At 64.9% G+C, this 6,639-nt stretch carries 8 protein-coding genes; 7 read left to right on the forward strand and 1 reads right to left on the reverse strand.

Annotated elements, in window-relative coordinates; genetic code table 11:
• Positions 1-10: 10 nt before the first annotated feature.
• The 6 genes from H8A95_RS26575 (at position 11) to argG (ending at position 5,257) form a co-directional block, all read left to right on the forward strand.
• Entirely contained in the window at positions 11-610 is a 600-nt protein-coding gene (locus H8A95_RS26575; RefSeq protein WP_229185896.1) for an invasion associated locus B family protein, read from the forward strand.
• 73 nt (positions 611-683) lie between these two features.
• Positions 684-1,898 (forward strand): dual-specificity RNA methyltransferase RlmN, encoded by a 1,215-nt coding sequence (gene rlmN, locus H8A95_RS26580; protein WP_163159854.1) that lies wholly within the window; start codon positions 684-686, stop codon positions 1,896-1,898.
• Positions 1,899-1,905: 7 nt separating this feature from the next.
• On the forward strand, positions 1,906-2,391 hold the full coding sequence (locus tag H8A95_RS26585) for a hypothetical protein (protein WP_229185897.1): 486 nt from the start codon (positions 1,906-1,908) through the stop codon (positions 2,389-2,391).
• A 2-nt stretch (positions 2,392-2,393) separates the two neighbouring features.
• Positions 2,394-2,894 (forward strand): hypothetical protein, encoded by a 501-nt coding sequence (locus tag H8A95_RS26590; RefSeq protein WP_229185898.1) that lies wholly within the window; start codon positions 2,394-2,396, stop codon positions 2,892-2,894.
• A gap of 164 nt (positions 2,895-3,058) precedes the next feature.
• Positions 3,059-3,841, forward strand: coding sequence for a phosphatase PAP2 family protein (locus H8A95_RS26595; RefSeq protein ID WP_229185899.1), 783 nt, complete (start codon positions 3,059-3,061; stop codon positions 3,839-3,841).
• Positions 3,842-3,919: 78 nt separating this feature from the next.
• The gene (gene argG / locus H8A95_RS26600) at positions 3,920-5,257 is read left to right on the forward strand and encodes an argininosuccinate synthase (protein WP_163159851.1); all 1,338 of its coding nucleotides are present in this window, start codon (positions 3,920-3,922) and stop codon (positions 5,255-5,257) included.
• 170 nt (positions 5,258-5,427) lie between these two features.
• Here argG and H8A95_RS26605 read toward each other — a convergent pair whose 3' ends face one another.
• Positions 5,428-6,015 (reverse strand): TetR/AcrR family transcriptional regulator, encoded by a 588-nt coding sequence (locus tag H8A95_RS26605; protein ID WP_163159850.1) that lies wholly within the window; start codon positions 6,013-6,015, stop codon positions 5,428-5,430.
• 95 nt (positions 6,016-6,110) lie between these two features.
• Here H8A95_RS26605 and H8A95_RS26610 point away from each other — a divergent pair, with 95 nt between their 5' ends.
• Positions 6,111-6,476 carry a nuclear transport factor 2 family protein gene (locus H8A95_RS26610; RefSeq protein ID WP_163159849.1) on the forward strand — a complete coding sequence of 122 codons (366 nt, stop codon included), beginning with the start codon at positions 6,111-6,113 and terminating at the stop codon, positions 6,474-6,476.
• Positions 6,477-6,639 lie beyond the last annotated feature (163 nt).

A 6,639-nucleotide genomic window follows, 5' to 3' on the forward strand; every position in this document is an offset into this window, starting at 1 on the left:
GGGGAACCAGTTGGCCGTGCGGCAGATTCTGACATCATTGGCTGCCTGTGGTCTGTGCGGGATCATCTCCCTCGCACCAATGCAGGCTGCGCCCAAGAAAGACACGGCCAAGGAAGCAGCCAAGCCGGCGCCTTCGGCCGCCGCGGCTGCGGCCGGCGGCGCGGAGCCGACGCTGATCGGCCAATTCGGCACCTGGGGCGCTTACACCGCCTCGCCCAACGGCAAGAAGGTGTGCTTTGCGCTCGCCAAGCCGGCGTCCTCGAAGAGCAACCCGGCGAACCGGCCGCGCGATCCGGCCTATGCCTTCATCTCGACCCGTCCGGCCGAGAAGGTCGTCAACGAAGTCTCGATCATGATCGGCTACACCGTGAAGCCGGGTTCGGAATCGACGCTCCAGGTCGGCGGCGGAACCTATGCGATGTACACGCAGGGCGACGGCCTCTGGATCAAGAATGCGGCCGAGGAGGAGCGGATGGTGGAAGCCATGCGCAAATCGGCCGATCTGACGGTAAAAGCCGTCTCGGCCAAGGGCACCGAGACGATCGACAGCTTCTCGCTGAAGGGCCTGGCGCAGGCGCTCGACCGGCTGGGGCAGGACTGCCGGCGCTAAAGCCGGGCCAAGACGCAAATTCGAGGAATTTGGTGGCTTTCCAGCACCGGCTGGAAGGCCTATTTGAGGTCTCATGACCGACACCGTGACCCCCAAAGCCGTACCCGGCGCCAGCGCGCTGGTCGAAAAGGTTCCGCTCGAGACCTATGTGCCGCCGGCCAAGCCGTCGCTGATCGGGCTGTCGCGCGCCGAGATCGCCGATCGCCTCGGCGAGATCGGGGTGCAGACGGGCCAGCGCAAGATGCGCACCCAGCAGCTCTGGAACTGGATGTATTTCCGCGGGGCGCAGAGCTTTGCCGAGATGACCAACGTCTCGAAGGACATGCGCGCCGAGCTCGAGAAGCATTTTACCGTCGACCGTCCCGAGGTGGTCGCCGAGCAGATCTCCAATGACGGCACCCGCAAATGGCTGCTGCGGCTGCCGAGCGGCGACAAGGTCGAACGGCCGCACGAGGTCGAGTGCGTCTACATCCCAGAGACCGATCGCGGCACGCTGTGCGTTTCATCGCAGGTCGGCTGCACGCTGAACTGCTCGTTCTGCCACACCGGCACGCAGCGCCTGGTGCGCAACCTCACCGCCGGCGAGATCGTCGGCCAGGTGATGGTGGCGCGCGACCGGCTGAACGACTGGGCCGATCGCGAGGACGGCACGCGCCGCGTCACCAACATCGTGATGATGGGGATGGGCGAGCCGCTCTACAATTTCGACGCGGTGCGCGATGCACTGTTGATCGTCGGCGACAACGAAGGCATCGGCATTTCCCGTCGGCGCATCACGCTGTCGACCTCAGGCGTGGTGCCGAACATCCAGCGCACGGGTGACGAGATCGGCGTGATGCTCGCGATCTCGCTGCATGCGGTGCGCGACGAGCTGCGCAACGAGCTGGTGCCGCTGAACCGCAAATATCCGATCAAGGAATTGCTGCAGGCCTGCCGCGACTATCCCGGCGCCTCGAACGCGCGGCGTATCACCTTCGAATATGTGATGCTCAAGGGCGTCAACGATTCGCTCGACGACGCCCGGCTCCTGGTGAAGCTGCTCAAGGGCATTCCGGCGAAGATCAACCTGATCCCGTTCAATCCGTGGCCGGGCACGGCCTACGAATGCTCGGACTGGGAGCAGATCGAGAAATTCTCCGAATACATCTTCAACGCCGGCTATTCCTCGCCGGTGCGCACGCCGCGCGGCCGCGACATCCTCGCCGCCTGCGGCCAGCTCAAGTCGGAGACCGAAAAGCTCTCGGCCCGCGAGCGCCAGGCGCTGCGCGCGATGGCGATGACGGATTGAGAGAAGGATGGCGCCGCTTAGACGAATCCTACGGATAATAGCGGCATTCGTTGTGGGCAATTTCCTTGCCGTAATCGTGCTGCTTGCGGGGAAGGTGCTGGTCGATTTCGACAACCTTCGCCACTATGCGGGGTCAGATTTCTACGGGCCGTTTCTGGGTCTCCTGCTCATAGCGCTTTTCGGTACATTGGCGAGCGCCATGCTCGCGCTGATCCCTACGCTTGTCGTTCTGATTTTCACTGAAACGCTGAAGATTCGCAGCAAGTGGTTCTATGTGTCGGCTTCTGGCCTCGGTGCGGCATTGCTTGATGTCGCCTGCACAAAGATCGACTTGATTCAGGCGCGTTCATTTTGTGTGGCATTCAGCGTCAGCGAGCTCGCAATCGTAACGCTCGCGGGCGTTGTTGCCGGCTACGCATTCTGGCGAATTGCCGGCTGTCAATCGGGTGAATGGAGCGCTCGTGTGATGCCAGCTCCGTTGGCTTTGGTCTAGATATGGCCTTGATCGGCCGCCTGTTCGTCGTCGCCTTCGGCTTCCTGATGGCCTGCTTCGTGGCAGGAATCATCGTGGTCGTCGCGGTGCTGTATCCCGAGGTCAGCGATTTCGGCGGCCAGATCGACCAGAGCGCGATCGATATCGTGCTCGGCTTCGGCTTCATCTTCATATCAGGCTTTGCGCTGCTGCCGGCGCTGATCGTGGTGCTGATCACGGAGGCCTTCTTCATCAGGAGCGTGCTGGCCTATGCGGTCGGCGGCGCGATCGTTGGGGCGGCCTGCTATCTCGGACTGGTCCCGTTCGATCCCGACATGATGCAATTCCACGGCATCGTGCGCCGGCACCTGGAGATCATGACCGGCGCCGGCATCGTCGCCGGCCTGGTCTACTGGCTGATCGCCGGCCGCACCGCCGGCGCCTGGCGCGAGCCGCGACGTCCGTTGCCGCCGCCCCCGCCATTATCGTCGCGATTGCCGTCGCAAGCACCGCCGTCATCCTGAGGAGCCGTGCGTAGCACGGCGTCTCGAAGGATGGGCCGGAGCAAGATCGCATCCTTCGAGGCTCGCAAGAGCTCGCACCTCCAGCGACAAAGGCGAAGCCTTTGCGCGGGGATGACGATACCGCACACTTCCCATGTCCCGCCGCCTCGGCTAAACCGCGCGCCATGAACCGGACCGGACTTGTCATCGCGCTGGGGCTCGCGCTCATCATCGGCCTCGTGTTCGGGATCTATCCCGAGCTCGACCTCAAGCTGGCCGCGCTGTTCTACGACGCCGCACAGAAAACCTTCCCGGTGAAGCTCGACGCGGTGGCACAGTTCGCGCGCGATGCGGCGATGTGGATCGCCTGGGCGCTGGTGCTGCCGGCGATCGTGACCATCATCTGGAAATTCATCCACCCGGAGCGGCCGATGCTGATGTCGGGCCGCGCCGCGGTGTTCCTGCTCACCACGATGCTGCTCTCGGCCGGCGTCCTCACCAACCTCACCTTCAAGAACTACTGGGGCCGGCCGCGGCCGGTGTTCGTGACGCAGTTCGGCGGTGACCTGCAATTCATGCCGTGGTGGGACCCGCGCGGCGGCTGCCCGCGCAACTGCTCGTTCTTCTCCGGCGAGGGCGCCACTGCGTTCTGGACCTACGCGCCGGCAGCGCTGGCGCCGCCCGCATGGCGGCCGCTTGCCTTTGCCGGGGCGACCGTGTTCGGCATCGTCACCAGCGGGCTTCGAATGGCCTTCGGCGGGCACTTTTTCACCGATGTGGCGATCGCGGGCCTGGTGTCGTTCCTCACGGTCTGGCTGTTCTATGCGTTGATCTACCGCTGGGCCTCGACCCGGCTGACCGACGCCCAGGTCGATGCCGCGCTCACGCGGCTCGCGATGCCGGGCTACCGCTGGATGCAGCGCTGGCGCCGCGGCAGCCAGGCGGACCCAGCCAAGCCCGAGGCCTGATTAAAGGCGTGCCCCGCCTTCCGAAATTTGATATTCGGCCTCGTCAAACATCCCGATTTCGACCGATTGGACCGTCCCATGAGTACGATTCTGAAAAGCCTGCCCACTGGCGAAAAAGTCGGCATCGCGTTCTCGGGCGGGCTCGACACCTCGGCGGCGCTGCTCTGGATGAAGCTGAAGGGCGCCAAGGTCTTTGCCTACACCGCCAATCTCGGCCAGCCCGACGAGGCCGATTACGACGCGATCCCGCGCAAGGCGATGGACTTCGGCGCCGAGAAGGCCCGCCTGGTCGATTGCCGCACCCAGCTGGTCCATGAGGGCATCGCCGCGATCCAGTCCGGCGCGTTCCACATCTCGACCGGCGGCATCACCTATTTCAACACCACCCCGCTCGGCCGCGCGGTGACCGGCACGATGCTGGTCGCGGCGATGCAGGAGGACGGCGTCAACATCTGGGGCGACGGCTCGACCTACAAGGGCAACGACATCGAGCGCTTCTACCGCTACGGCCTGCTGACCAATCCGAGCCTGCGGATTTACAAGCCCTGGCTCGACCAGCAGTTCATCGACGAGCTCGGCGGCCGCGCCGAGATGTCGGCGTTCATGACCGCGCAGGGCTTCGCCTACAAGATGAGCGCGGAGAAGGCCTATTCGACCGACAGCAATCTGCTCGGCGCGACCCATGAGGCGAAGGATCTCGAGAGCCTGTCGAGCGGCATCACCATCGTCAACCCGATCATGGGCGTGCCGTTCTGGCGCGCCGACTGCGACGTCAAGCCCGAGAAGGTCGTGGTGCGTTTCGAGGAAGGCCAGCCGGTCGCGCTGAACGGCAAGACGTTTGCCGATCCGGTCGCGCTGTTCCTCGAAGCCAATGCGATCGGCGGCCGCCATGGCCTCGGCATGAGCGACCAGATCGAGAACCGCATCATCGAGGCCAAGAGCCGCGGCATCTACGAGGCGCCCGGCATGGCGCTGCTGCACATCGCCTATGAGCGGCTGGTCACCGGCATCCACAACGAGGATACGATCGAGCAGTACCGCATCAGCGGCATGCGGCTCGGCCGCTTGCTCTACCAGGGCCGCTGGTTCGATTCGCAGGCCTTGATGCTGCGCGAGACCGCGCAGCGTTGGGTGGCGGGCGCCGTCACCGGCGAGGTGACGCTGGAGCTGCGTCGCGGCAACGACTATTCCATCCTCAACACCGAGAGCCCGAACCTGACCTATGCGCCGGAGCGCTTGAGCATGGAGAAGGTCGAGGACGCCGCCTTCACGCCGGCCGACCGCATCGGCCAGCTGACGATGCGCAACCTCGACATCTCGGATACCCGCGCCAAGCTCGGCCTCTACAACAAGACCGGCCTGATCTCGAGCGGCGAAGGCTCGCAGATCTTCCAGCTCGAGAGCGACAAGGACTGAGGCGGCCCGGCCGTCTCCGCAAACTCGCTGTCGTCCCGGGCTTGACCGGGGACCCATAATCACGACCGTCGATTGTTGCAAAACGCTGGGGCCACAGCGCGCCTCGACAACGCTACCCTGTGGTTATGGATCCCTGCTTTCGCAGGGACGACGCGGGGAGGAAGCTGGGCTTACTTCACCCTGAGCGCATCCAGCAACGACCGAAACGCCCGCGCGTAATCGGTGCCGGTCTTGCCGATATCGGGACCGGCTGACACCGCAACGGCTGCCTCCGTCACCGCGCCGAGCAACAGCCGCGCCAGGGGCTCGATCGGCTGCTTTGCGATCACGCCGGCGTCCATCGCAGCGGAAAGCGCGCGCGGAAATTTGCCGCCGAAATGCTTGGCGTCGATCTCGCGCCAGCGTTCCCAGCCGAGCACGGCCGGGCCGTCGCGCAGGATGATCTGGCCGGTCGGACCCTTCGAGCACGCCGCGAAATAGCCCTGCGTTCCCGCGGCCATCGCTGCCAGCGGATCGTTCTCCGCGCGCGAGATGCGATCGAGATCGGCGACGAGATCGATCGACACCTGCTCGAACACGGCCTCGAACACCGCCTCCTTGGTCGCGAAGTGATGATAGACCGCGCCCTTGGCGACGCGCGCGCCGCTCGCGATGTCGTCCATCGTCGCAGCCGCAAAGCCGCGCTCGCCGAAGATGCGCCGTGCCGCCTTGACGATGGCGGCTCTGGTTTTCTCGCGCCGCTCGGCCTGGGTTGCCATCGTGCATCTGTAGCCGAGTTCCAAGCGTAAGCCAATTGACTTACCGACTATCAGTCGATAAATACCGACCATCAGTCGGTAAATGGAGATTGCCCATGCCTTCGCTCAAGACGCTGCAAGCCTTCGCTGACACGGTCGAAGCCAACGACCATGTCGCCGCGATCCGGAACTTCTATACGGCCGATGCCCGCACCCAGGAGAACGACGGTGAATGGCGCGTCGGCCGTGAGGCGCTGGCGGCGCGCGAGGCGGCGGTGCTGGCCGCGGTCTCCGGCGTGAAGACGACGCGGCTCGGGCCGCTGCTGCTCGACGGCGATCACTCCGCGATCTGCTGGCGGTTCGAATTCACCGGCAAGGACGGCAAGGTCCGCAGCATGGAGGAGGTCGCCTGGCAGACCTGGCGCGGCGAGGAGCTGATCGAGGAGCGCTTCTTCTACGATCCGGCGCAGATGGGACGGTGAAGTCTCCGGCAGCGCCGCATTGACGGTGTGCTCCCTCGCCCCGCTCTTGCGGGGAGAGGGTTGGGGTGAGGGGCTTCTCCACCAGCACCGTGTGCGGATGGACCTGTACCCCCTCACCCGGAACGCATCACGCGATGCGTTCCGACCTCTCCCCGCAGGCGGG

This window comes from Bradyrhizobium oropedii, from assembly GCF_020889685.1.
In the GTDB taxonomy this organism is placed as follows: Bacteria; Pseudomonadota; Alphaproteobacteria; order Rhizobiales; family Xanthobacteraceae; genus Bradyrhizobium; species Bradyrhizobium oropedii.

What these genes read in the sequence shown, in the direction of transcription:
- rlmN (WP_163159854.1), top strand. Translation starts at nt 684, where the DNA reads ATGACCGACACCGTGACCCCCAAAGCCGTACCCGGCGCCAGCGCGCTG.
- H8A95_RS26585 (WP_229185897.1), top strand. Translation starts at nt 1,906, where the DNA reads ATGGCGCCGCTTAGACGAATCCTACGGATAATAGCGGCATTCGTTGTG.
- H8A95_RS26590 (WP_229185898.1), top strand. Translation starts at nt 2,394, where the DNA reads ATGGCCTTGATCGGCCGCCTGTTCGTCGTCGCCTTCGGCTTCCTGATG.
- H8A95_RS26595 (WP_229185899.1), top strand. Translation starts at nt 3,059, where the DNA reads ATGAACCGGACCGGACTTGTCATCGCGCTGGGGCTCGCGCTCATCATC.
- argG (WP_163159851.1), top strand. Translation starts at nt 3,920, where the DNA reads ATGAGTACGATTCTGAAAAGCCTGCCCACTGGCGAAAAAGTCGGCATC.
- H8A95_RS26605 (WP_163159850.1), bottom strand. Translation starts at nt 6,015, where the DNA reads ATGGCAACCCAGGCCGAGCGGCGCGAGAAAACCAGAGCCGCCATCGTC.
- H8A95_RS26610 (WP_163159849.1), top strand. Translation starts at nt 6,111, where the DNA reads ATGCCTTCGCTCAAGACGCTGCAAGCCTTCGCTGACACGGTCGAAGCC.